This is a genomic window from Janthinobacterium sp. NFX145, assembly GCF_049810325.1.
GTDB classification, from domain to species: domain Bacteria; phylum Pseudomonadota; class Gammaproteobacteria; order Burkholderiales; family Burkholderiaceae_D; genus Janthinobacterium; species Janthinobacterium rivuli.
The window spans coordinates 5,245,531-5,268,094 of the sequence record NZ_CP187360.1 but is presented as its reverse complement, the minus strand read 5'-3'; the positions used below and the strand labels follow the sequence as shown (position 1 = coordinate 5,268,094).

Genomic DNA, 22,564 nt, shown 5'->3' with positions numbered 1-22,564 from the left:
ACTCTAGGGGGTTCAAATGCAGTTCATTCAACAACCAAAATTGCGACTAAGTATGATCGCAGTGGCATGCCAACTGGCTTGCTTCGGCATTTCTACTGCGCATGCGCAAAGTGCTGACGAAGCCACAAAAGTGGTCATTACCGCGAAAAAAACCGGTATGGGCCTGATGGTGACGGAAGATGCGCCAAAAGCACGCAGCACGATTACGGCAGAAGAACTGGAAAAGCAGCGTCCAACGGGCAATGCGTACGAAGCCCTGGAGATGTTGCCAGCTGTTAATAGCTACAACTACGATGCAACCGGCCTGTTCGGCGGCGGCCTGACACTGCGCGGTTTTAACTCCGACCAGATCGGCGCCACGATCAATGGCGTGCCGGTGAATGACTCCGGTAGTTTTGCCATCTACCCACAAGAATATGTCGACCAGGAAAATACCTGCTCGCAAACCGTGACCCAGGGTTCGACCGATGCCGATTCGCCACAAGTGGGCGCTACCGGCGGCAACTTTGGTATCAATACCTGCAATCCTGAAGACAAGCACCGCCTGCGCATGATGCAGACCTTCGGTCAACTGAACATGAAGAAAACCTTCGTGCGCGTCGACACCGGCCTGTTCTCGGACAAGCGCACCAAGATGTTCGTGTCCGCTTCGCATGCTGAAGCCGACAAATGGAAAGGCAAGGGCGGCGCCAAGCGCGACCATATCGATGCCGGTATCAACTACGACTGGGATCGTTTCAACTATATTCACGCCACCTTGCTGTACAACGAGGCGATGAACAACAACATCAATAACCTGACCTTGGCTGAAATCAACAAGAACGGTTATAACTTCGACTATGCCGATACCTTCAAGGGCCATCTGAAGCCGGTAAAAGGTGTGGAACAAAAGGAAAGTACCCAGTCGCCGGCCTTCTATAAACTGGGCATCAATCCATTCAAGAATGCCATCGCCTCGGCCACGGCAAAGTTCCGTCTGAACGAGAATCTGGATCTGAAAGTACTGCCATACATCTGGTACGGCTACGGTAACGGTGGCGTGCAACAGCGCGCCCAGTCGGAAAAAGGTTTTTATGACGCGACCACCGGCCTGCGCAATAGCGGCGTGGACTTGAATGGCGACGGCGATACCCTCGATACCATCCTGGTCGCCAACGCCAGCGTCACCAAGACCTTCCGTCCTGGCGTGACCGCGTCGCTGAACTGGTCGTCGGGTAACCACGATGTGCTCGGTGGCTTCTGGTACGAACGCGCTCGCCATCAGCAAACGGGTCCGATGCTGGCATTGAGCAATGATGGTATCTCGCAAGATCCTTGGTTGCAAAACGGCCAGATCCTGCGCCCGGATGGCACCCCAGCACAAAGCCGTAACTGGATGTCGATTTCGACCGCTTATCAGTTCTTCCTGCAAGACACGATCAGCCTGAGTGATGACAAGCTGAAGATCAATATCGGCGTGCGCAGCCCCAACGTGAAGCGTGACTTCACCAACTACGGCGACGAAAACAACAACGTCAAGCCGTACAACCTGATCAAGAAATACAACACCCTGCTGCCACAGCTTGGCGCCCGCTACCGCATCACCAACGACGATCAAGTGTTCATTTCTGTCGCTAAAAACGTCAAAGCACCCCCTAACTTCGTGTTTGGCAACATCGGCACCAGCGTGAAAGTGGTCAATGGCGTCGCCAACTTTGTTGGTGATGTGAAACAAGAATCGTCGTGGAACACCGATATCGGCTATCGCCACCAGGATGACAAGTTCATCGCTTCGGTGACGGCGTTCTTCGTCGACTTCAAGGATCGCCAGGCAACCACCTTCGATCCAATCACGCAGGCGAGCAGCTACACCAACGTGGGCCGCGTCAGCAACAAGGGCCTGGAATTTGAAATCGGCAATACGCCGATCAATGGCTGGGCAATGTACGGTTCGCTGGGTTTCAATAACAGCAAGATCAAGGACGACATGCTGTCCGCGACGAATGTGTACCTGCCAACGGCTGGCAAGGAAATGATCAACACGCCGAAGAAGAAAGCCGGCCTGTCGATCGAATACCAGAATGGTTCGTTCTGGACCCGCGTGAAAGCGCGCGCCACCGGCCAGCAGCAAGCATCGATGGTCAATGATGAAACGGCACCAGGCTACACCACCTTCGGTATCGATGGCGGCTACACCTTTGCCAACTTCGGTTACATCAAGCGTCCGAAGCTGACGTTTAACCTGAGCAACATCACGGACAAGCAGTACCGCAATCCGTCCTCGACCACCGTCAAGAACACCCAGGCTATCCCTGGTGTGACGACGGCCGTTGATACCCAGCGTTACTACCTGGGCGCACCACGCTTCGTATCGGTCACCCTGTCGATCGATATCTAATCGGCGCTGACGCGCAGCCTGCAGGCCAGGCTGCGCGCGATGTGTTGCAACGGGCCTCAGGGCCCGTTTTTCTTTTCTGCCGGCGTTGTGCAGCCGGACCTTGTTTAACCCGTTTGCGCAATGCCGTATCCCGGCCCTTGCGCTATGCTGCGAAGCCTATGAAAACACTGCCCTTATCCCTGATCGCGGTGGCCATCGCCGCCGCCATGTCCGGTTGCGCCACCCATCCCGTGGCGCCCGTCGACATCAACCTGGTCGCCCTGAACGATTTTCACGGCAATCTCGACCGCAGCAAATTTAGCTACACGAGCGTTGCCGATGCCGAGCGCAAGACGGTGCAGGCCGGCGGCATCGATACCTTGTCCGGCGCCTTGACGGCGTGGCGGCGCGAAGATGCGCAGCTGATTTTTGTCGGCAATGGCGACCTGGTCGGTGCCAGTCCCGCCATGTCGGCGCTGTGGGCGGACGAACCGAGCATCGTCGCCATGAACATGCTGGGCATGAAGGCCAGTTCTGTCGGCAACCACGAATTCGACCAGGGCAAGGCGGAATTGCTGCGCCAGCAGCGCGGTGGCTGTGAATCGTCGCGCGCCGACAAGGCGTGCAAGTTCACGCCGGACTTCAAGGGCGCCAGCTACACCTATATGGCGGCCAATGTTATCGATACACAAACGGGCAAGCCCCTGCTGCCGGCCTACCGCATCGAAGAGGCGCATGGCGTCAAGGTGGGCCTGATCGGCGCCGTGCTGAAAGATACGCCGTCCGTCGTGACGGCCGCCGGTATTGCCGGCCTGCAGTTCGGCGATGAGGCGGACGCCATCAACGCCACCTTGCCGCAACTGCGCGCGCAGGGCGTGGGCGTGTTTGTCGTGCTGCTGCACCAAGGCGGCGAGACGAAGGAAGCCGTCGACCAGCCCGATTGCAGCCAGTTGAAAGGCGAAGTGGTCGACGTGGTGAAACGCCTCGACCCGGCCATCCAGCTGGTCATCAGCGGCCATTCGCACCAGGGTTATCTGTGCCGTGTCGATGGCCGCCTCGTGACGCAAGCGCAGATGGGCGGTCACATGTTGACGCGCATCAAGCTCAAGGTTGATCCCGTCAAGAATGCCGTCGTTGATGCCAGCGCGCAAAATGTCGTCATGCTGCCAGGCATGTATGAGCCGGACCCGGCCGTCGCAGCCTACCTGGAATCGGTCAAGCAGCGCAGCGCGGCGGAATTGTCGCGTCCCGTGGCCGCCATCGCCGTGCCGAACGTGGGCCGCAGCACCAAGGGGGGCGGCGCTTCGCCGTTGGGCGACCTGGTGGCCGACAGCACCCTGTTCGGCGCGCGCGCTGCCGGTGCGCAAATCGGTTTGATGAACAATGGCGGCATCCGCAAGGACCTGGAAGCGGGCGCCGACCTGATGACGAACGTGGGCCAGAACCAGGCAGTTGTCCCGTTCGGCAATACCCTGATCGTCGTGAGTCTGTCCGGCGCGCAAATCCGTACCTTGCTCGAACAGCAATGGCCGGGCGCAGAGGCGGGCGAGGGCAATCTGCTGCAAGTGTCCGAAGGGTTTACTTATCGCTGGGACAGCACCAAGCCGCAGGGGCAGCGTGTGCTGCCGGGCAGCATCATGCTGAATAGCATTCCCCTTGACGACAATCAACAATACAGAGTCGCCGCCAACAGTTTTCTGGCCGGCGGCGGCGACCGCTTCACCGTGCTGGCGGCAGGCACGCGCCGGCTCGACACGGGCGTGCGCGACATCGACGCCTTCAGCAATTACCTGATCGACCGCGCCCGTTCCGGCAAGCCGGCGGGCAGCGCCACGGCGGCCGGCCGCATCGTACGCGTCAAATAATTTACAAGGAAAAACCATGCGTCGTTTATTTGTTTCCCTGCTCGTCACTACCCTGTTCGCGGGCACGGCCCACGCGGATTTCACCATTCCCGGCTTTGAGCTGGTGCACACTTCGCCCGTGGAAACGAGCTTGACCAATCCCGACCTGCGCGAACCTGTTGCCGTGTGGAGCGAGCTGTTTGATTCGGCCAAGAAAGAGATCGTCATCGCCCAGTTCTATGCCGTCAGCAAACCAGGCACGGCTTTTGAAAAAGTGCTGGCCAGCCTGACGGCGGCAGGCCAGCGCGGCGTAAAGATCCGCTTCCTGCTGGACCAGAAGGGCGTGGGCTTGTCGGAAGCGGCCACCATCGCGCAGATCAAGGCGATTCCGAACCTGGACTTGCGCCTGATCGATTTCAATAAAGTCACGGGCAACGGCATCGTGCACGCCAAATACCTGGCCGTCGATGGCCGGGTGGCGTACATCGGCAGCCAGAATTTCGACTGGCGCTCGTTCGAGCACATCCATGAGACGGGCTTGAAGATCACGGAAGCCGCCATGGTTGGCCAGGTGCAGGCGATCTTCGAACAGGATTGGCAAGCCCAGGCATTGACGTCGCAAGGCAGCCGCGCCACCGTACTCAACAGCAAAGTGGTGCCGGCCAATTACGCGCAAAACGCGTTTTTGCTTGCCAGCCCGAATGCGTATAACCCGGCCGGCGTGGGCGACTCGGAAACGGGCTTGCCCGCCTTGCTGGCGCAAGCGCAAAGCGAAGTGCGCATCCAGCTGCTCGACTACGCGCCGTTATCCTATGGCCCGAACCGTACGCGGCCGTACTATGCCGTGATCGACAACGCCGTGCGCGCCGCCGCCCAGCGCGGCGTGAAAATCAAGCTGATGGTATCAAGCTGGAACACGGAAGCGCCGGCCATCGCCTACCTGAAAAGCCTGGCTCTGGTGCCGAACGTGGACATCCGTATCGTGACGATTCCCGCGGCGTCGACCGGTTTCATCCCGTTCGCGCGCGTGATCCACAGCAAGACCATGAGCATCGATGGCAAGCTGGCCTGGGTCGGCACGAGCAACTGGGCCGGCGGTTATTTCGACCTCTCGCGCAACCTGGAAGTGGTGCTGCGCAACGAACAGATGGCGCAGCGCATTGCCGCGCTGCATGAGCAGACGTGGAGCTCGGCGTATGCGCAGCCTATCGACATCAACAAGCAGTATCCGAAGCCGGCCAAGGCCGCGCCGCAAGGCAAGGAGTAATAGTGAACATGAAAAAACTGCTGAGCGTGCTGGCGCTGGGCGCCGCTTTTGCTTCCGGCAACGTCCTGGCCTGGGGCAACGACGGCCACCGCGCCGTGGGCGCCATCGCCGATCAATTGCTCAAGGGTAGCGCTGCCCAGGCGCAAGTGGCCAAGTTGCTGCTGCCGGGCGAAAGCCTGGAAAAGATCGCCAACTGGCCCGATTGCGTGAAGGGCACGTATTGCGGCCCGCAATCGCCGGAAATGCTGACGTATGTGGCGGCGAACCCGAAACACGGCGAATACCATTACACGAATGTGCCGTTCCAGAACGCGCACTATCACGACCATGGCGTGGGCACGGCCGATGACGATATCGTGCAAACGCTCAAGCAGGCGATCCTGGTGCTGCAAGGCAAGGCTGATGCGGCCAGCAATCCGCACGGCTTCAGCCAGCGCGAAGCCCTGATCCTGATCACGCACCTGGTGGGCGATATCCACCAGCCGCTGCATGTGGGCAATGCGTTTCTCGGCAAGGATGGCCAGTTTTTTGTGCCCGCCACGCAGGCGCAGATCGATGACGTCGCCATTTTCAACGCGCGTGGCGGCAATGACTTGCTGCTTGACGATGCGAAGATGACGGCGCTGTCGGACGCCGTGATTCCCGCGTCGCTGCCGGCCGAGGATGGCACGGCCAAGCCTGCCAGCAGCTATCCGAGATCGCCCACCAAGCCCCTGCATTCGTATTGGGATACGACCGTGGTCGATTACGCCATGCGCCGCCTGAGCACGCGCACGCCGCAGCAGTTCGCCCGCACCGTGATCGCCAGCGCGCCGGTAGTGAGCGCAAACACAGGCGACCCCGCCACCTGGCCGTATCAGTGGGCCGATGCATCGCTGGCGGCGTCGAAGATTGCTTTCACGGATGTGGTGGCCGGCCCGGCCATGCAGCAGACGAGTCGCAAGGGCGATGTCTACAACGTCTGGAGCTTGACGGTGCCCGACAACTATCCCGTGCCCAGCTCGGCGCTGGCGAAGCAGCAGCTGATCGAGGGCGGCTATCACCTGGCAGCCGTGCTGCAGGCGATCTGGCCGCAGTAATTTGGCCGCAGTAAGATGTCATTCGAAAGCGGCCTGCGGGCCGCTTTTTTCATGCCAGTGTGATGGCGATTCCCATCTCGCGGTAGGGCGCGAGCAGGGCGTCGTCCACGTTGCGGTGCACGATGATATCGTTGACCTGGCTCAAGGGCGCGATCTGGAACGGCGAAGCCGTATTGAATTTTTCCGGCGACGCCAGCACGACGGTGCGGTCTGACGCTTCGCTCAGCGCGCGTTTCACGCACGCTTCCTCATAATCGCCGGTGGTGATGCCTGCTTGCGGATGCAGGCTGGACACGCCCATGAAATACAGGTCGGCGCGGATGCGGCCGATGGCTTCCACGGTCGCGGCACCGACGCCCACGATCGAATGCTTGTACAGGCGCCCACCCAGCATCAGCACCTCGATCGATGGATGATGCACCAGTTCGACGGCAATTGATGGACTGTGCGTGACGACGGTGGCGCGCAAGTCGCGTGGCAGTTGGCGCGCCACTTGCACGGCGGTCGTGCCGCCATCGAGGAACACCACTTGTCCCGTTTGTATCATGGCGCCCGCCGCGCGGCCGATGGCGGGCTTGGCTTCGGGCGAAATCTGTTCGCGCCCCGCAAACGGCGCCAGCGCGGGCGAGCGCGGCAGCAAGGGCAGGGCGCCGCCATGCACGCGCTCCAACAACCCATCTTTTGCCAGTTCGCGCAGGTCGCGCCGTATCGTGTCTTCCGACAAGCCCAGGCTGTCGCTGACGGCCCTGGCGACGATTTGCCCTTCGCGCTGGAGCAAGTCCAGCAGGTATTGTTTGCGTTGATGTGTCAGCATGGTTTTTCTTGTATTTTCTTGATATTGCACGAGTTTGCATGATAAAGTCGGCGAAGGCAAGTACATGCAAGCACAAGGAGAGACTATGCGCGAAGAAAACAGCAAGCAGGAACGGGTCCGCATCCAGGGCGTGCAGACCCTGTCGCACGACTGGTATCTGCTGCAAAAGACCACATTCGACTACCTGCGTCACGATGGCGAATGGCAGACGCAGACGCGGGAAACCTATGACCGCGGCGATGGCGCCACCATCCTGCTCTACAACAAAGTCCAACGCACGGTGATCCTGATCCGCCAGTTCCGCTTTCCCACCTACCGCGAAGGCCATGACGGTTTCCTCATCGAATCGGCGGCCGGCTTGCTGGAAGAGGCCAGCGCGGAACAGCGCATCCGCGCCGAAGTGGAAGAGGAAACCGGTTACCGGGTGGGACAAGTGCACAAGGTTTTCGAAGCCTTCATGAGTCCCGGTTCCGTGACGGAGCGTTTGCATTTCTTTGTCGCCGAGTACGACCCGGCCAGCCGCATCGGCGACGGCGGCGGCCTGGCGCACGAGGGCGAGGATATCGAGGTGCTGGAGCTGCCCCTGGCGCAGGCCATGCGCATGGTGGCCGATGGCCGCATCTGCGACGGCAAGACCATCATGCTGCTGCAGCATGCGCAGCTGCAACTGATGCCGGTCAAACAAGGCATGCAGATTCTGGTTGCCGGCCCGTATCGCTCCGGCACGGGCGATGATCCCGCCCTGATGGCGGCGAATGTGGCTGCCATGCAAGCCGTCTGCCTGCCCCTGTATGCCAGGGGCCACATGCCCGTGCTCGGTGAGTGGCTGGCCTTGCCCATGCTGGCGCTGGCCGGTTCAAGCCAAGTGGGCGACGCCGTGTACGAGGAATTATTTCACGCGCATGCGACGCGTTTATTGAACCATTGTGATGCCGTGCTGCGCCTCGGCGGTGCGTCCCAGGGCGCCGACCAGATGGTGGAAGTGGCGCGCAGCCTGGGTCTGTCCGTGTTTTTCTCGCTGGACGCAATTCTTCAGGCGTAAAAAAAGCGAAGCCCGCGGGCTTCGCTTTTAGTTGGTGCAGGCTGAAACTTAGCGGGACTTGACGAACGGAATGCCGATCGCTTTCGGCGCGATGGATTTCGCCATCAAGCCCGCCAGCACGATGACGGTAACCACGTACGGCACCATCTGGATCAAGGAGCCGGGGATGCGGCCCACGACCGGCAAGTCCACGCCTTCAATTTGAATCTGGATGGCGGCGAAGAAGCCGAACATCAGACAGCCGAGGAAGGTGTAGACGGGACGCCAGTTGCCGAACACCATGGCCGTCAGGGCCAGGTAGCCGGCGCCGGCCGACATGTCGCGCAGGAAGAAGCCGCTTTGCACGATGGCAAGATACGCGCCCGAGAACGAACACAGGATGCCGGCCACCAGCATGGCCAGGTAGCGCGTCGCTTCCACGCTCACGCCGGCCGAGTCAGCCGCATGCGGGTTTTCGCCGCAGGCGCGCAGGCGCAGGCCGAAGCGCGTGTGGTACAGCAGCCAATGCACGAGCGGAATCAGCAGGAAGGCCACGTAGACGAGGATGGAGTGGCCGCCGATCAAATGGGCATACACCCAGCCGATGAAGGGAATATGCTCCACGTATTGCGTGCCCGGCAAGACCACGTCGAACAGCCGCGCCGAACCGAGGTCGGGCGTGCGGCCGCCTTGCTGGAAGAAAAATTGCGCCAACACAAACGTCAGTCCGCTCATGGCGATGTTGATCGCCATGCCGGCCACCAGCTGGTTGCCCTTTTGCGTGATGCTGACGTAGGCCTGCAGCAGGGCCAGAGCGACGCACACGAGCATGCCGGCAGCCATGCCGTAATACGGGTTTTGCGTCGTGTAGGCCACGGCGGCGGAAGCGAAGGCGCTGGCCAGGATCTTGCCTTCCAGGCCGATGTCGATCATGCCGCTGCGTTCGGCAAACAGGCCGGCCATGGCGGCAAAGATCAGGACGGGCGCATTGCGCACGGTCGATACCAGGATGCTGGCGAATTGAAAGTCGTCGAGTGTCATGGTGTTAGCCTTTGGTGCGCTTGAGCAGGGCGGAAATGGCCGGTGCGTAGAAGTTTTCCATGGCGCCGCAGAACAGGATGATCAAGCCCTGGATGAAAATGAAAGTTTCCGTCGGGATATTCGGTTTTTCCAGCGACAAGTCGAAGCCACCCTGGATCAGCGCGCCGAACAGCACGGCCGACAGGAAGATGCCGACCGGATGCTGGCGGCCCATCAGGGCGATGGCGATGCCGATGAAGCCGGCGCCACCGACGAAATTGAGCGACAGATAATGCGTCGAACCCATGATGGAATTGACGGAACCGAGGCCCGCCAGCGCGCCCGAGATCAGCATGACGATGATGATCATCTTGCTGATCGACACGCCCGCATAGTGGGCCGCGTGCTTGTTCAGGCCCGTGGCGCGCAGCTTGAACCCCCACGACGAGCGCCAGACCATCACGCCGTAGATCACCAGCGCGGCGATCGCCAGGATAAAACTGATGTTCAGCGGGGTGTCGCCCAAGGCTGGGAACCAGGTACTTAAGCGCGGCATTTCGCCGCTTTCCGCGAAGACGCGGCTGGCCGTGTTCTGCTCGCCCGGCGGAATCAGGTATTTCACGATCACGAAGTTCATCAGGCTGGCGGCGATGAAGTTGAACATGATGGTGGTGACGACGATGTGGCTGCCGCGCTTCGCTTGCAGGTAGCCGGGCAGGAAACCCCACAGCGCGCCGAACAGGGCCGCACCTATCATGGCGGCCGGAATCAATAGCCAGGCGGGCAGGGTCTGGTCGAAGGCCAGCATGGCCACCGTCAAGCCCAGGCCGCCGATATACATCTGACCTTCGGAACCGATATTGAACAGGCCGGCCTGCATCGCCACGGAGACCGACAGGCCCGTGAAAATGAAGGTGCTGGCGTAGAACAGGGTGTAGCTCAAGCCTTCCGGATTGAGGATGGCGCTGTGGACGAGGATCGACAGCGATTCGGCCGGGTCTTCGCCCAGCATATAAATCACCAGGGCCGCGACCAGCAAGGCCGACAGCAGGTTTAACATGGGCATGACAAAGGCTGTCGCCCAGCGTGGCAAGTCGTTATTCATGATTTATGCATTCCCCCCATCAACAGACCGATGCGGGTGGTATCGAATTCTTCAATTTTCAGTTCGCCAGTGATGCGTCCGCCGCACATGACGAGAATGCGGTCGGCCAGCGCCCGCACTTCTTCCAGTTCGACGGACACCAGCAGGATCGCCACGCCCGCGTCGCGCAGGGCCAGCAATTGCGTATGGATGCTTTCGATGGTGCCGATGTCGACGCCGCGCGTGGGCTGGCCCACCAGCATCAGTTTCGGCTTGGCCAGCACTTCGCGCGCGATCACCACCTTTTGCTGGTTACCGCCCGACAACAAGCCGATGCGCAGGTCCGGATTGGCCGGGCGCACGTCGAAGGTTTTCAGCAGTTCCGCGCAGCGCGCGCCGATGGCCTTGAAGTTGAACAGGCCCCAGCGGTTTTTCAGGTGATCCTGGTAACCGAGGATGGTGTTTTGCATGACGGAGAAATTTTTCACCACACCATCGCGCAAGCGGTCTTCCGGAATGTGGGCGATGCCCAGCTCGCGGAAGGCCAGCGGCAAGCCGTCGGCATCGTGGCGTTTGGCAAACGGCAAGTCCTTGTCGAGAAAACGCAGCTTGCCGGACGTCGGCAGGCGCATGCCCGACAGGATTTCCAGCAACTCGCTCTGCCCATTGCCGGAGACCCCCGCGATGGCGACGATTTCGCCGGCGCGCAAGTTGAAACCGATGTCGGCCAGCAGTTTGACCTGTTGCTCATCCGCCAGTTGCAGACCGTCCACTTCCAGCACCGTGGCGCCCGGATTGTACGGTGCACGGGGCAAGTGGCTCTGGATGGGGCGGCCGACCATCATGTTGGCCAGTTCCTCTTTCGAGGTGCCGGCCGTCGCCACGGCGCCCACCACCGTGCCGCCGCGCATGACGGTGACGTTGTCGGTGATTTCCAGGATCTCTTGCAGCTTGTGCGTGATCAGGATGATGGTCTTGCCTTGCTCCTTGAACAGGCGCAGGATTTCAAACAGCGAGGCCGTTTCCTGGGCCGTCAGCACGGCCGTCGGCTCGTCGAGGATCAGGATATTGGCGCTGCGGTAAATCTGCTTGAGGATTTCCACGCGCTGCTGCGCCCCGACGGAGAGGTCTTCGATCTTCGCCAGCGGGTCGACGTCGAGGCGGTAGCGCGCGCAAATTTCGCGCAATTTCGCTTCCGCTTCCGTGCGGTGGCTGGCCAGGCGAAAACCGCCTTCCGTGCCCAGCATGATATTGTCGAGAACGGTGAAGTTCTCGACCAGCATGAAGTGCTGGTGCACCATGCCGATGCCGAGGTTGATCGCTTCCTGGCTGTTGCGGATAGGCTGTACTTTTCCGTCGAGCAGGATTTCTCCGCCGTCGGCACGGTAATACCCGTACAGGATGCTCATCAAGGTCGATTTGCCGGCGCCGTTTTCCCCCACCAGGCCATGGATACTGCCCTTGGCGATGGAGAAACTGACGTCGGCGTTCGCCTTCACATGTCCAAACTGCTTGGAAATGCTGCGAAATTCTACTGCTGGCTGCATAGGTTCATAACTGGATAGTTTCATGGAAACGCGCCGCGCGGAGACTGGCCCCGGCGGCGCGCTAAAAGATACGGAGAAAAATTAAACCGGGCAGCTGCTGCCGACGCGGTAATCGATCACTTTGATCTTGCCATCGATAATGTCCTTACGCGCACCCAACACGCGCTTTTCGATTTCCGGCGTGATCAGCTTGCGGTTGTTCGCGTCGAGCGCCCAATCCACGCCGCCTTCTTTCAAGCCTTTATAGCTGACGCCGCCCTTCCAGGTGCCGTTCTTGACTTGCATGAAGCTGTCGTAGACCGTGTTGTCGACGCGCTTGACCATCGAGGTCAGGATGCTGCCTGGATACAGATGATTCTGGTTCGAATCGACGCCGATGGCCAGCTTGCCTTTTTCCTTGGCCATTTGCAGGGTGCCCATGCCGCTGCCGCCAGCGACGGCGAAGACGACATCAACGCCGCGCTCGAATTGCGAGCGGGCCAGTTCGCCGCCCTTGGCCGGGTCATTCCAGGCGCCGGACGTGGTGCCGACCATGTTTTGCGTGATTTCCATCTTTGGATTGACGGCCTTCGCGCCTTGCGCGTAGCCGCAGGCGAAGTTGCGGATCAGGGGAATATCGATGCCGCCGATGAAGCCGACTTTCTTGCTCTTGCTGGCCATGGCTGCAGCCACGCCGACCAGGTAGGAGCCTTCTTCTTCCTTGAAGACGACGGAATTGACGTTGCTGCCGGCGGCCTGGCCGTCGATCAGCACGAATTTCACGTTCGGGAATTCCTTGGCGACCTTTTGCACGGCTTGCGTTTGCGCAAAGCCGATGGCGGCGATCATGTCGAGTTTCTTGCGGGCCAGGCCACGCATGACTTGTTCGGCTTGCGTATCGCTCGATGCCTGTACTTCGATGAAGGAAATGCCCGTGTCTTTTTTGAAGCGCGATGCGCCTTCGAAAGCGGATTGGTTGAACGACTTGTCGAACTTGCCGCCCGCGTCATACACGACACCCAGTTTTGGGGTAGCCGCGGACGCTTGAGCAGTCAAAAATACGGCTGCGATCGTCAAACTAAATTGTGTAAGTTTCATGAATTGGCTCCTGGAAGATCGATATTGTATATTTTTTATAGGTGAAACATATAATTTGGGGTCGATTTAGCCTGTTTTTGATGCACGAGGTGATAATTCCTTATCAACATTGCACTGTATTGCACAAGATCATTGCTGACCTCGTCTGCTTTCATGCCGTCAGTGTGATGCTCATGCAACAGTCGCGCCCCGTCTCTTTTATAGGTACAACATCGAATGGGGCTGCCGGAGCGGGCTGGGATGCGCCGTCAGCGGACGGGCAGGGCAAGCACGGGACCGGCGCCGCGATGGGCGTCCGAATCACTATGCATCATGCCAGATATGTATGACAAATACGTTTTTGTTTATGTATTTATATGTAGGGCATATAAATAGGTTTTAAGAACGCATAACAAAACCGTAGCGAGCGGCAGTGAGTTGTGGTCGAGAAGCGGAGCTGTGCGAATGCACAGTGAGCATCGGAGGCCGCAAATCGCGACGCGCAGTAGGTTTTGTTCGCGTTCTCAGGCAGCCGGGGGATTGAGGATATTCAGGAAGGCCCGCACCACGGGTGCGTCGTCCAGCGTCGTGTAGCTGATGTACAGATTCGCCGACGGCGGATTCGTTTTGATGGGCAGAAACACGACGCCGGGCCAGCCGATGCGGCTCGTTGTTTCCGGCACCAGGGTCACGCCCAGGCCCGCGCCCACCATGGCCAGCAGGGTTTGCGGTTCGCTCGCTTCCTGGAAAATCACGGGTTCGAAACCGGCGTTGATGCAGCATTGCACCAGGTAGCGGGGGAACGCGGATTTGTCGAGGTTCAGGGTCAGCATCGGCTCGTGGGCGATGTCGATCAGCTCGATGGACGTGTTTTTCGCCAGCGGATGATGTTCATTGACGGCCACGCAGACGTTTTCGCGGAAGCACAGTTCCTGGCGCAGATTATCGTGGCGCAAGTCGTCGTCGTTGAGCTTGGGTTCGCGCCAGAAGCCCACGTCGATCTGCTTGGCGCGCAGCGCTTCATATTGGACTGTGGGACCGAATTCATGGATGGTCCAGGTGACGCGGGGAAATTTGGTCTGGAATTCTTCCAGCAAGCTGGGGATGGGGCCCCACATGGCCGAGCCGACGATGCCCACGCGCAAGCGGCCCACTTCGCCGCGGTCGATCTGGCGGATGGTGTCGATGGTCATGCGCATCTTGGCCAGCAGGTCGGCCGCCTCGTTCATCAGGGCCTTGCCCGCCACGGTCAGCTCGAAGGTGCGCGTGGTGCGCGCAAACAGGCGCACGCCCAGTTCGCTTTCCAGTTTCATGATCTGCTGGCTCAGGGGCGGCTGCGAGATATGCAGGCGCTCCGCGGCGCGGCTGAAGCTTTTCTCCTCGGCAACGGCAAGAAAATACTTTAACTGTTTCAGATCGATGGACATGCTTTCCTTGGCGTTGCGTGTTGCTAGGCGATGGAACGGCGCGCAGACCCGTGAAGGCGCGCGCGCTTTCTTTACAGCAGTCCTATTATCGTGCCACGACTGCCTGCATGGCAATGGCCAGCGCGGTGCCGACTTGGGCATTGTGCTTGACCAGCGCGATATTCGTCGCCAGGCTGCGGCCGTCCGTCAGTTGCTTGATGCGCGACAACAGGAATGGCGTGACTTGTTTGCCTTTCACACCGCCCGCGTCCGCTTCCTGCAGCGCCTGCGTGGTGATCGCATCGATTTCTTCCTTGGGCATGGCTTGCGCGGCCGGCACGGGGTTGCTGACGATCACGCCGCCCTTCAAGCCCAGCTGCCACTTGGTGCCGATGAAAGCGGCCTGTTCGGCGGCCGTGTCGAGGCGGAAATCGGCCTTGAAGCCGCTTTCGCGCGTGAAGAAGGCCGGGAAACCTTCCTGGCCCACGCTGATGACGGGCACGCCATGGGTTTCCAGGTATTCCAGGGTCAGGCCGATGTCGAGGATGGATTTGACGCCCGCGCAGACGACGGCCACCGAGGTTTGCGCCAGTTCCTGCAAGTCGGCGGAAATATCGAAGCTCGTTTCCGCGCCGCGGTGCACGCCGCCGATGCCGCCCGTGACGAACACGGCAATACCGGCCAGCTCCGCGCAGATCATGGTGGCGGCCACGGTGGTGGCGCCCAGTTTACCCTGCGACAGGACGAACGGCAGGTCGCGGCGGCTGACCTTCATGGCGTTTGGCGAGGTGCCCAGCAGTTCCAGTTGCTCGGGCGACAGGCCCACGCAGATCTTGCCGCCGATGATGGCGATGGTGGCTGGCACGGCGCCGCCGTCACGGATGATCTGTTCCACTTCGCGCGCCATTTCCACGTTTTGCGGATACGGCATGCCGTGCGAAATGATGGTCGATTCCAGCGCCACGATGGCCTTGCCGGCGGCGCGCGCGTCGAGCACTTCTTGCGAGAACAAGAGGAAATTCTGTAATTGGGTCATGGTTCAGTCCTGTTGAAAGAGGGTAGGGGGAGGCGGCGCCAGGTCGGCGTCGTCAATGTTGTCGAGCGCGCCGGCGGAAATCTGGGGGGAGACGGTGGCAGCCGATTCCAGTGTCATGGCGGCCAGCTTCAGGCCGCGCCGGCACGCCAGTTTCAAATCGCTGCTGTCGTGGTAGAGCGACCAGCAGACGGCGGCGGAAAACGCGTCGCCGGCGCCCGTCACGTCGACGGCGTCCACTTCGCGCGCGGCCAGATGCACGATGGGCGCATCCAGATTGTCGCCATCCGTGAAGTACACGCCTTCGCCGCCGCAGGTGACGATCACCTGGCGCGCACCCTGGCGTTGCACTTCGCGGCAGGCGGCGCGCAGGTCCGCCGCCGTGGGCAGGGCCCGCGCCACGCGCGTTTCCAGTTCGCCCCGGTTGAGGATCAGCAAATGCAAGCCCGTCAGGTCTTGCGGCAGGTGCGCCATCTTCGGCTGCGAGACGGCGACGATGACGAGCGGCGTCGCGTGCGTCGCATCCTGGCGCGCATCGGCCAGCAGTGCCTGCACGCTGTCGTGGCCCAGGTTCAGGTCGCAGACGGTGAGGGCGGCGGCGGCGCGCTGCGGCTGGCGGCTGTGCAGAAAAGCCGGTGTCAGCTGTTCATACAGTTGCATGTTGGCCATCGCCAGCAGCATTTCGCCATGCTCGTCGAGCACGGCCGTGTAGGTACCGCTGCTGGTGTTGCTCAGATGCAAGCTGCCGCGCATGTCGATGCCCGCGTCTTCCGCGTGCGTTTGCAGGGCGTGGCCGGCCGCATCGTCGCCCAGCGCCGTCAGCAGGGCCACGGGGATAGCCAGGCGGGCCAGGTTTTCCGCGATGTTGCGGCCCACGCCGCCAAACACTTCCTCCGAACGCACGGGATTCGAGGTGCCCATCTGCAGGGTCGCCAGGGTGCGCATCTTGCGGTCGAGGTTGGCGGCGCCTATGCACAGCACGGGGCGGCTGTCGGGCAGCACGTAGGCGCGCCCCAGCAGGCGCCGCTCGCGGATCAATCCGGCGATGTGGCCGGCGACGGCCGAGCGCGACAAGCCCAGCTCGCTCGCCAGGTCTTGCTGCGAGATGAAGGGGTTGTTGCGGATCAGCGTGTACAGCTGGTCTTTTTTATTGGTATCGGTCACAGGGTTTTCGCTGAGGTTTAAACATTTGTCTGTGACTGTAAACATTTGTCTTGTCAGTGTCAAGCGCGTGTCAGGTGCATGCGAAAAACCTTCGTATGGAGCTTGTATGCACGGATTTCCCGGGCATGGCGGGCCCGGGCTTGCCTCGACTATAATATCGGCGATTTATATTTGAATTGTATAAATGGGCAAGAAAAATGGTATTTGCCATACATATTCCGTTTGATGCATAGTGGCGGCAAATAGAGGCAATACGCATTTCGATATACCTGTAACACCATACATACCCGATATCTGGGCGATACTTTTCGTACACCGTCGCGCAGGCAGCAACCCATCACCATTAGTCAATCAGAGGATAACCATGTCGAACAACACCCCTTTCCACGCCGCCGAAATCATCCGTGCCCGCGCTCCTGAAAATTTCAAGCCGCGCGTGGCGATGATCCTCGGCTCCGGCCTGGGTGTGTTGGCCGAGCAGATGACGGACGCCGTCAGCATCAGCTTTGACGAATTGCCAGGCTTCCCGATCAGCACCGTGCACGGCCATGCCGGCGAACTGGTGATCGGCACCCTGTCGGGCGTCGCCGTCGTCTGCATGAAGGGCCGTGGCCACTTCTATGAAGGCTATGGCATGGGCGTGATGACGAGCGCCATCCGTACCCTGAAACTGCTGGGCTGCGAAATGCTGTTCGTCACCAACGCCGCCGGCTCCCTGCGCCCTGAAGTGGACGCCGGCAGCCTGGTGGCCATCAGCGACCACATCAACCTGTTGCCAGGCACGCCGATGGTCGGCCCGAACGATGACCGCTTCGGCCCGCGCTTCTTCAGCATGGCCAATGCCTACGATGCGGACTTGCGCAATCTGGTCAAGGACACGGCCGCTTCGAACGGCATCACCCTGCACGAAGGCGTGTTCGTCGCCTACCCTGGTCCGAACTTCGAGACGGCCGCCGAAATCCGCATGATGGCCCGCCTGGGCGCCGACACGGTCGGCATGTCGGTGGTGCCGGAAGTGGTCTCGGCCCGCCATTGCGACCTGAAAGTGGTGGGCGTGTCGGTGATTACCAACCTGGCCGAAGGCATGTCGCCATTCGCCCTGTCGCATGAGCAAACCCTGAAATACGCGGCCATCGGCGCGAAAGACCTGGTCAAGCTGATCCTGGCCTTCCTCTCCAAAGTCGCAGAAAAGCCGCAAGCCTAAGCACTTTTTTATGCAGTAGCGGCGCGCCATCTACTGGCGCTGCCGCGCGGCAGGCCGGGAAAATCCGGCCTACACTGTTCGCATCATCCCGCATTACATCCATAAAGCGAGCCTTATCATGTCACGCGCATTTATCCTCCTGCTTGATTCCTTCGGCCTTGGCGCGACGCCAGACGCCGCCAAGTATGGCGACGCAGGTGCCAATACCTTTGGCCACATTGCCAGCACTGTCGCCAAAAGCGGCAAGACCTTGAAACTCCCGAACATGGAACGCCTGGGCCTGGGCGCCGCCGCGCACCTGGCCAGCGGCGAATGGGCCACCGGTTTCGACCAGCGCGACGGCTTCACCGGCGCCTATGGTGCGGCGCGCGAGCGCTCCACCGGCAAGGACACGCAGAGCGGCCACTGGGAAATCGCCGGCGTGCCCGTCGAATTCGACTGGGGATATTTCCCCCGCACCACGCCGTCGTTTCCGGCCGACCTGACCGACAAGCTCAAAGCCATGTCGGGCGTGCCGGGCTTCCTCGGCGACTGCCATGCCTCGGGCACGGACATCATCAACAAGCATGGCGACGAGCACGTCGCCACCGGCAAGCTGATTATCTATACCTCGGGCGACTCGGTGATGCAGATCGCCGCGCACGAAGAGTCGTTCGGCCTCGAGCGCCTGTACGCAGTGTGCGAAATGGCCTTCAAGCTGGTCGAGCCGTACAACATCGGCCGCGTCATCGCCCGCCCGTTCACCGGCAGCAATGGCAACTACACGCGCACGTCCAACCGCCATGACTACGCCGTCGCGCCACCCGCGCCGACCCTGCTCGACCACGTCAAGAATGCGGGCGGCGAAGTCGTCGGCCTGGGCAAGATCAGCGACATTTTCGCTACCCAGGGAATCTCGCGCGTCGTCAAGGGCGTTGACAACATGGCGCTGTTCGAAGCGCTGTTGAAGACGGCCGATGAAGTGCAGGACAAGTCGCTCACCTTCGTGAACTTCGTCGATTTCGACCAGGCTTTCGGCCACCGCCGCAACGTCGAAGGCTATGCCGACGCGCTGCGCGAAATGGATGGTCGCCTGCCGGAATTCATGGCCAAGCTCAAGGAAGGCGACCTGGTCGTGATCACCGCCGACCATGGCTGCGACCCGACCTGGCACGGCTCCGACCATACCCGCGAACACATACCGATGATCTTCTTCGGCCCCGGTGTCGCCCCGCGCGCACTGGGTATTTCCGAGTCGTTCTCCGATATTGGCCAAACCCTCGCCAAACACCTTGGCGTACCACCACTTGCTAATGGAACCAGCTTGTTATGACACTCATGCACCCCGAATTCAAGCGTAATGAGGCCGTTGGCCTCGACCTGGGCTGGATCAACCAGATCCGCGTCAACCGCGCCGCGACGGACCGCCGCGCGGCCAGCCTGGCGAACCGCCGTACGGTGAAAAAGGAATACCAGGCCGCCTGGCTGGTCAAAGCCATCCAGATGATCGACCTGACCACCCTGGGCGGCGACGATACGCCGGGCAGAGTGGAACGCCTGTGCATGAAGGCCATGCGCCCGCTGCGCGCCGACCTGATGGACGCCTTGGGCCTGACGCAATTGAGCACCGGCGCCGTGTGCGTGTACCACGAGATGATTCAGCCAGCCGTGAAAGTCATCCAGGGCCGTTTGCCCATCGCCGCCGTGTCGACGGGTTTCCCGGCCGGACTGACGAGCATGGAAACGAAGCTGCGCGAGATCGAGCTGTCGGTCGCTGCCGGCGCTTCCGAGATCGATATCGTCATCACGCGCCAGCACGTCCTGAACGGCAACTGGCAAGTGCTGTACGACGAAATGCTCGCTTACCGCAAGGCGTGCGGCGAAGCGCACGTGAAGGCGATTCTCGCCACGGGCGATTTGCTGACCATGGAAAACGTGGCCAAGGCGTCGTGGGTCTGCATGATGGCCGGCGCCGATTTCATCAAGACCTCCACCGGTAAAGAGGGCGTGAACGCCACCATTCCCGTGGCCCTGACGATGGTGCGCACGATCCGCGAATACCACGAGCAGACGGGCTTCCAGGTGGGCTTCAAGCCAGCCGGCGGCGTCAGCTCGGCCAAGAGCGCGCTGCAATACCTGACCCTGATGAAGGAAGAACTGGGCAACGAATGGCTGCAGCCGCACCTGTTCCGTATCGGCGCTTCCAGCCTGCTGACCGACATCGAGCGCCAGCTCGAGCACTACGTCACCGGCAGCTACTCGGCCAATCATCGTCACGCACAACCTTAAAGAACAATCGTCATGCCAACAATTAACGAGATTCTCAATACTATGGACTACGGCCCTGCTCCCGAAAGTCAAAAAGAAGCGCAAGCGTGGCTCGACGGCCACCAGCGCACATTCGGTTTGTTCATCGACAATGCCTGGAGCGCGCCGGCGGAATTGTTCGCCTCGACCAATCCTGCCGACGGCACGCAACTGGCGGAACTGACGCAAGCGACCGACGCGGACGTCGAACGGGCCGTCGAAGCAGCGCGCCGCGCGCTGCCCGTCTGGCAAGGCATGGGCGGCCACGGCCGCGCGAAAGTCATGTACGCGCTGGCCCGTCTGCTGCAAAAACATTCGCGCCTGTTCGCCGTGCTCGAAACCCTGGACAACGGCAAGACCATCCGCGAAACGCGCGATATCGACTTGCCGCTGGCCGCACGCCATTTTTATCACCACGCCGGCTGGGCGCAGCTGCAGTCGGAAGAATTCGCCGACTACCGCGCCGTGGGCGTGGTGGGCCAGATCGTGCCATGGAATTTCCCGCTGCTGATGCTGTCGTGGAAAATCGCTCCGGCCCTGGCGGCCGGTAACACGGTCGTCTTCAAGCCGGCCGAATTCACGTCGCTGACGGCCATGCTATTCGCCGAATTGTGCGTGCAGGCAGGCGTGCCAGCTGGCGTCGTCAACATCGTCACCGGCGACGGCAGCGTGGGCTCGGCTATCGTCAACCATCCTGGCGTCGACAAGATCGCGTTTACGGGTTCCACGGAAGTGGGCCGCCTCATTCGCGAAGCGACGGCCGGCAGCGGCAAGAAGCTGTCCCTCGAATTGGGCGGCAAGTCGCCGTTCATCGTCTTTGAAGACGCGGACCTCGATGGCGCCGTGGAAGGCCTGGTCGATTCGATCTGGTTCAACCAGGGCCAAGTATGCTGCGCCGGTTCGCGCCTGCTGGTGCAGGAATCGATCCAGGAGCGCTTCCTGAACAAGGTACGCGCCCGCATGGAAAACCTGCGCCTCGGCTCGCCGCTGGACAAATCGATGGACGTGGGCGCGCTGGTCGACCCCGTGCAGCGCCAGCGCATCGCCGCGCTGGTCGATTCTGCCAAGGCTGAAGGCTGTGACGTATGGCAGCCGGCGTGCGAACTGCCGGCTGACGGTTCGTGGTTCCCGCCGACCCTGATCACGGGCGCGTCGACCTCGGCCGCCGTCGCACATGCTGAAATCTTCGGCCCCGTGCTGGTGGCCATGAGCTTCCGCACGCCGCCTGAAGCGGTGCAGCTGGCGAACAACACGGTGTACGGCCTGGCCGCCAGCGTGTGGACCGAGTCGATCAGCCTGGCACTCGATATCGCTCCCGCCATCAAGGCAGGCGTGGTGTGGATCAACAGCGCCAACCAGTTCGATGCGGCGTGCGGCTTCGGCGGCTACCGCGAATCGGGTTTCGGCCGTGAAGGCGGCCGCGAAGGCATGCTGGAATACATGACGGCCCTGGCCGAAGATGCGCGTCCAGCCTTGCCGGTGGTGGAAGCGAAAGCCAAAGGCAATGCGAAAGTGGCGGCAGCCGATCCGTTCGCCATCGACCGCACGGCCAAGATGTACATCGGTGGCAAGCAGGCGCGCCCTGACAGCGCCTACAGCACCCCGGTGTTTGGCGCGAACGGCGCCCTGCTGGCCGAAGTGGGCGTGGGCAGCCGCAAGGATATCCGCAACGCCGTCGAAGCAGCCCATAAAGCGTCCGGCTGGACCGGCGCCACGGCGCACAACCGCGCGCAAGTGCTGTACTACATCGCTGAAAACCTGGCGGCGCGCGCCGACGAATTCGCCGCCCGCATCGCCGCCATGACGGGCAATAAAAACCCCGAGAAGGAAGTGCAGGCATCGATCGAACGCCTGTTCTACTACGCCGCCTGGGCCGACAAGTACGATGGCCTGGCGCACCAGCCGCCCACCAAGGGCATCACCGTGGCGCTGAATGAAGCGGTTGGCGTGATCGGTATCGTCTGCCCGAACGAAGCGCCTTTGCTGGGCTTCATTTCGCTCGTCGCCCCTGCCATCGCGCTGGGCAACCGCGTGGTGGTGGTGCCGTCGGAAGCGCATCCGCTCTCCGCGCTGGACCTGTACCAGGTGTTCGACACGTCCGACTTGCCGGGCGGCGTCGTCAACATCATCAGCGGCAACGCCGATGAACTGGCGCGCACCCTGGCCACGCACGCCGACATCGACGCCGTCTGGCGCCATGACGGTTCCGCTGAAGGTTGTGCGGAAGTCGAGCGCCTGTCGGCCGGTACCCTGAAGCGCACCTGGGTCGGTGGCGCGAAGGGCCGCGACTGGTACAGCGCCGCCCAAAGTGGCGGCCGCGCCGTGCTGGCGCATGCGTCGCAAGTGAAAAACGTGTGGATTCCTTACGGCGTCTGATAAGCAA

General features: G+C 61.2%; 16 protein-coding genes and 1 pseudogene. 9 read left to right on the top strand and 8 right to left on the bottom strand.

Annotated features, from left to right (window positions below; genetic code table 11):
- The first annotated feature begins 157 nt into the window (after window positions 1–157).
- From ACPJXG_RS23520 to ACPJXG_RS23505, 4 genes are all read left to right on the top strand, one after another.
- A complete protein-coding gene (locus ACPJXG_RS23520) occupies window positions 158–2,377 on the top strand; it encodes a TonB-dependent receptor (protein ID WP_425252498.1) in 2,220 nt (739 codons plus the stop codon).
- A 158-nt stretch (window positions 2,378–2,535) separates the two neighbouring features.
- Complete coding sequence (locus ACPJXG_RS23515; protein WP_425252497.1) at window positions 2,536–4,221, top strand: bifunctional metallophosphatase/5'-nucleotidase; 1,686 nt, start codon at window positions 2,536–2,538, stop codon at window positions 4,219–4,221.
- 16 nt (window positions 4,222–4,237) lie between these two features.
- Window positions 4,238–5,467 (top strand): phospholipase D-like domain-containing protein, encoded by a 1,230-nt coding sequence (locus ACPJXG_RS23510; RefSeq protein WP_425252496.1) that lies wholly within the window; start codon window positions 4,238–4,240, stop codon window positions 5,465–5,467.
- Window positions 5,468–5,475: 8 nt separating this feature from the next.
- A complete protein-coding gene (locus tag ACPJXG_RS23505) occupies window positions 5,476–6,546 on the top strand; it encodes a S1/P1 nuclease (RefSeq protein WP_425252495.1) in 1,071 nt (356 codons plus the stop codon).
- Between the two features lie 49 nt (window positions 6,547–6,595).
- Here the strand turns inward: ACPJXG_RS23505 and ACPJXG_RS23500 are convergent, their stop codons facing one another.
- A complete protein-coding gene (locus ACPJXG_RS23500; RefSeq protein WP_425252494.1) occupies window positions 6,596–7,360 on the bottom strand; it encodes a DeoR/GlpR family DNA-binding transcription regulator in 765 nt (254 codons plus the stop codon).
- An 85-nt stretch (window positions 7,361–7,445) separates the two neighbouring features.
- On the opposite strand from ACPJXG_RS23500, the pseudogene ACPJXG_RS23495 reads away from it, so the two are divergent.
- A pseudogene (locus ACPJXG_RS23495) lies at window positions 7,446–8,030 on the top strand (NUDIX domain-containing protein); the annotation flags it as partial.
- A gap of 420 nt (window positions 8,031–8,450) precedes the next feature.
- Here ACPJXG_RS23495 and ACPJXG_RS23490 read toward each other — a convergent pair.
- From ACPJXG_RS23490 to ACPJXG_RS23460, 7 genes are all read right to left on the bottom strand, one after another.
- Window positions 8,451–9,422 (bottom strand): ABC transporter permease, encoded by a 972-nt coding sequence (locus ACPJXG_RS23490; protein ID WP_034754516.1) that lies wholly within the window; start codon window positions 9,420–9,422, stop codon window positions 8,451–8,453.
- Window positions 9,423–9,426: 4 nt separating this feature from the next.
- Complete coding sequence (locus tag ACPJXG_RS23485) at window positions 9,427–10,506, bottom strand: ABC transporter permease (protein WP_425252493.1); 1,080 nt, start codon at window positions 10,504–10,506, stop codon at window positions 9,427–9,429.
- Window positions 10,503–12,032 (bottom strand): ABC transporter ATP-binding protein, encoded by a 1,530-nt coding sequence (locus tag ACPJXG_RS23480; RefSeq protein WP_035824977.1) that lies wholly within the window; start codon window positions 12,030–12,032, stop codon window positions 10,503–10,505. Before ACPJXG_RS23480 ends, ACPJXG_RS23485 begins: the two co-directional genes overlap by 4 nt.
- An 81-nt stretch (window positions 12,033–12,113) precedes the next feature.
- Window positions 12,114–13,109, bottom strand: coding sequence for a BMP family lipoprotein (locus ACPJXG_RS23475; RefSeq protein WP_034754523.1), 996 nt, complete (start codon window positions 13,107–13,109; stop codon window positions 12,114–12,116).
- Between the two features lie 503 nt (window positions 13,110–13,612).
- The gene (locus ACPJXG_RS23470; protein ID WP_176390523.1) at window positions 13,613–14,515 is read right to left on the bottom strand and encodes a LysR family transcriptional regulator; all 903 of its coding nucleotides are present in this window, start codon (window positions 14,513–14,515) and stop codon (window positions 13,613–13,615) included.
- A gap of 85 nt (window positions 14,516–14,600) precedes the next feature.
- Window positions 14,601–15,530, bottom strand: a complete 930-nt coding sequence (locus tag ACPJXG_RS23465) for a pseudouridine-5'-phosphate glycosidase (RefSeq protein ID WP_425252492.1) — start codon at window positions 15,528–15,530, stop codon at window positions 14,601–14,603.
- A 3-nt stretch (window positions 15,531–15,533) separates the two neighbouring features.
- Complete coding sequence (locus ACPJXG_RS23460; RefSeq protein ID WP_402720280.1) at window positions 15,534–16,691, bottom strand: PfkB family carbohydrate kinase; 1,158 nt, start codon at window positions 16,689–16,691, stop codon at window positions 15,534–15,536.
- A 364-nt stretch (window positions 16,692–17,055) separates the two neighbouring features.
- Between ACPJXG_RS23460 and xapA the strand changes: the two genes are divergently transcribed.
- From xapA to ACPJXG_RS23440, 4 genes are all read left to right on the top strand, one after another.
- Window positions 17,056–17,895: a xanthosine phosphorylase gene (xapA, locus tag ACPJXG_RS23455; RefSeq protein WP_035824988.1), complete on the top strand. Its 840-nt coding sequence runs from the start codon at window positions 17,056–17,058 to the stop codon at window positions 17,893–17,895.
- Window positions 17,896–18,013: 118 nt separating this feature from the next.
- On the top strand, window positions 18,014–19,207 hold the full coding sequence (locus ACPJXG_RS23450) for a phosphopentomutase (RefSeq protein ID WP_099400715.1): 1,194 nt from the start codon (window positions 18,014–18,016) through the stop codon (window positions 19,205–19,207).
- Window positions 19,204–20,163, top strand: a complete 960-nt coding sequence (deoC, locus tag ACPJXG_RS23445; protein ID WP_034785577.1) for a deoxyribose-phosphate aldolase — start codon at window positions 19,204–19,206, stop codon at window positions 20,161–20,163. The genes ACPJXG_RS23450 and deoC overlap by 4 nt, the downstream gene beginning before the upstream one ends.
- 12 nt (window positions 20,164–20,175) lie before the next feature.
- Window positions 20,176–22,557 (top strand): aldehyde dehydrogenase family protein, encoded by a 2,382-nt coding sequence (locus ACPJXG_RS23440; RefSeq protein WP_425252491.1) that lies wholly within the window; start codon window positions 20,176–20,178, stop codon window positions 22,555–22,557.
- The last annotated feature ends 7 nt before the right edge of the window (window positions 22,558–22,564 follow it).

Bases quoted from the DNA above. Each gene is read 5' to 3' on its own strand.
- ACPJXG_RS23520 (WP_425252498.1), top strand. From the start codon at position 158: ATGGGCCTGATGGTGACGGAAGATGCGCCAAAAGCACGCAGCACGATT.
- ACPJXG_RS23515 (WP_425252497.1), top strand. From the start codon at position 2,536: ATGAAAACACTGCCCTTATCCCTGATCGCGGTGGCCATCGCCGCCGCC.
- ACPJXG_RS23510 (WP_425252496.1), top strand. From the start codon at position 4,238: ATGCGTCGTTTATTTGTTTCCCTGCTCGTCACTACCCTGTTCGCGGGC.
- ACPJXG_RS23505 (WP_425252495.1), top strand. From the start codon at position 5,476: ATGAAAAAACTGCTGAGCGTGCTGGCGCTGGGCGCCGCTTTTGCTTCC.
- ACPJXG_RS23500 (WP_425252494.1), bottom strand. From the start codon at position 7,360: ATGCTGACACATCAACGCAAACAATACCTGCTGGACTTGCTCCAGCGC.
- ACPJXG_RS23490 (WP_034754516.1), bottom strand. From the start codon at position 9,422: ATGACACTCGACGACTTTCAATTCGCCAGCATCCTGGTATCGACCGTG.
- ACPJXG_RS23485 (WP_425252493.1), bottom strand. From the start codon at position 10,506: ATGAATAACGACTTGCCACGCTGGGCGACAGCCTTTGTCATGCCCATG.
- ACPJXG_RS23480 (WP_035824977.1), bottom strand. From the start codon at position 12,032: ATGCAGCCAGCAGTAGAATTTCGCAGCATTTCCAAGCAGTTTGGACAT.
- ACPJXG_RS23475 (WP_034754523.1), bottom strand. From the start codon at position 13,109: ATGAAACTTACACAATTTAGTTTGACGATCGCAGCCGTATTTTTGACT.
- ACPJXG_RS23470 (WP_176390523.1), bottom strand. From the start codon at position 14,515: ATGTCCATCGATCTGAAACAGTTAAAGTATTTTCTTGCCGTTGCCGAG.
- ACPJXG_RS23465 (WP_425252492.1), bottom strand. From the start codon at position 15,530: ATGACCCAATTACAGAATTTCCTCTTGTTCTCGCAAGAAGTGCTCGAC.
- xapA (WP_035824988.1), top strand. From the start codon at position 17,056: ATGTCGAACAACACCCCTTTCCACGCCGCCGAAATCATCCGTGCCCGC.
- ACPJXG_RS23450 (WP_099400715.1), top strand. From the start codon at position 18,014: ATGTCACGCGCATTTATCCTCCTGCTTGATTCCTTCGGCCTTGGCGCG.
- deoC (WP_034785577.1), top strand. From the start codon at position 19,204: ATGACACTCATGCACCCCGAATTCAAGCGTAATGAGGCCGTTGGCCTC.
- ACPJXG_RS23440 (WP_425252491.1), top strand. From the start codon at position 20,176: ATGCCAACAATTAACGAGATTCTCAATACTATGGACTACGGCCCTGCT.